This window comes from Sphingopyxis sp. (genome assembly GCF_035686825.1).
Taxonomy (GTDB): domain Bacteria; phylum Pseudomonadota; class Alphaproteobacteria; order Sphingomonadales; family Sphingomonadaceae; genus Sphingopyxis.
On the sequence record NZ_DASRYZ010000002.1, the window covers coordinates 715,001 to 716,945 of the forward strand.

General features: G+C 56.1%; 1 protein-coding gene and 2 rRNA genes (1 of these 3 only partly in view). 2 read left to right on the forward strand and 1 reads right to left on the reverse strand.

The genetic code is table 11. The features are described from left to right. A 23S ribosomal RNA gene (locus VFG17_RS04650) occupies positions 1-468 on the forward strand; it begins 2,333 nt to the left of the window's first position. Between the two features lie 195 nt (positions 469-663). Continuing rightward, a 5S ribosomal RNA gene (gene rrf / locus VFG17_RS04655) occupies positions 664-778 on the forward strand. Positions 779-922: 144 nt separating this feature from the next. On the opposite strand, the gene VFG17_RS04660 is transcribed toward rrf, so the two are convergent. Further along, positions 923-1,945: linear amide C-N hydrolase (locus VFG17_RS04660; RefSeq protein ID WP_325028280.1), on the reverse strand; the 1,023-nt coding region annotated here is incomplete at its 5' end.

Consider the following 1,945-nt stretch of genomic DNA (forward strand, 5'->3'; position numbering starts at 1 on the left):
CGCTCAACGGATAAAAGGTACGCCGGGGATAACAGGCTGATGATTCCCAAGAGTCCATATCGACGGAATCGTTTGGCACCTCGATGTCGGCTCATCACATCCTGGGGCTGGAGAAGGTCCCAAGGGTTCGGCTGTTCGCCGATTAAAGTGGTACGTGAGCTGGGTTCAGAACGTCGCGAGACAGTTCGGTCCCTATCTGCCGTAGGTGTAGGAGAATTGAGAGGATCTGTCCTTAGTACGAGAGGACCGGGATGGACGTACCTCTGGTGGACCTGTTGTCGTGCCAACGGCACAGCAGGGTAGCTATGTACGGACGGGATAACCGCTGAAGGCATCTAAGCGGGAAACCCACCTCAAAACGAGTTCTCCCTCGAGAGTCGTGGAAGACCACCACGTTGATAGGCCGGGTGTGGAAGCGCTGCAAGGCGTGTAGCTTACCGGTACTAATAACTCGATTGGCTTGATTGCTCTCATTTAGCAATGCTCATCGTTATGTCTCACGCCGCATGTCGCGCGAATGCGCGACGCGGCTCCGACAGGCGGCACTTGTGCCGGCGTCCCTTGGACGCTCGCGCCTAGAGGCGCGAAGAGGCACAGCCGTACGATGAGCGTAGGACTCAGAAGAAAGACCAGAAAAAAGAAGTCATATGACGTCTCCGCTGACCTGGTGATTATGGCGGGGTGGCTGCACCCGATCCCATTCCGAACTCGGCCGTGAAACGCCCCTGCGCCGATGGTACTTCGTCTTAAGACGCGGGAGAGTAGGTCGTTGCCAGGTCTGCCGAGACGTCATGTGAATTTCTAGAACCAAAAAGAAGTCAATCAGTGCCCTCTATCGAATTCAAACGCGCCGCTGTGCCTTGTGCCAGCGGCGCGTTTTTGTTTTTGCGAATTTTTCAATCGTATCTGCCGCGCCATTCGATCAAAACGGCGCCTTGGCGATCTTCTGAAATTTGTCGCTGACGTCGCCGGACAGCGCGATGTTGTCGGGATTGAGCTGCATCACAGGTGATCCCGGTTCGAGATCGAATTTCGATAGGTCCGCCCAGATCACATTCGGACTCGTCGTCAATTCGAAGAAGTAGCGTTTGTCGGTGAGGTCGATCGCTGTCCGATACTCGGTGTTGTAAATTCCGAAGCCTTTGTACGGAGCGCCGAACGGCACGGACACGTTCCGCGCGATTGCGAGAACGCTGGCGATGGCTTCGCGCTGGTTTTTCGGTTCAGGCAACATCGCGGAATAATACGCCGCGCGCTGAAAGCGATCCGTGGGTTTGACATTTCCGGGCAAAGGCATGTCGCTGCTCGGCTTTGAAAAATCCTGCTTCTTCAAAAGTGCAAGCTGCTCATCGTACGTTGGATCATTGGTCATGATCGTATATTCGCGACCGTGATGCGTCACCGGCTTTCCATCAATGTATTCGACGATGGCCGAGTCGCCGCTTGCATCCTCCATTGCCAAATGGACGTTGGCTTTATGGCCGCGTGCTTCGGCCATCACGATCTGCACGCCCTTCAATGCTTCGAGCGCTTCTTCAACCGTTGCAGCATTGTCGAGGGCGTATTGGCCCCAGAGCGTAGCGGGCATTCCGGGCTTCGCTGCGTCGCGCGGTCCGAAGTCTGTGGCATTGAGATAGAGTAAGTGAATCGCCAATACTTTCTCGTTCAATCCGTCCACCGTGCCGATGCCGTAGATGGTCGTAACGATGCTGCCGTACTTCGACGTCCATTTCGCGGGGTTGTCTTTGACGACCTCTTCAGGGCCGACGCGACTGCCATCGCGAGACGATCCTCGCGGAAAAACGGTGAGCGTAGGCTCGGTCGATTCCGGCCAGTCCATCGTCCGGCTGCTGACGACGGCGAGCTTGTTGGTGTTCCACAAAACGCGGGTGCATGCGGCGGCTGTATCGATCAAAGAGGGTGCCGCAATTGCGAGGGCTGATGC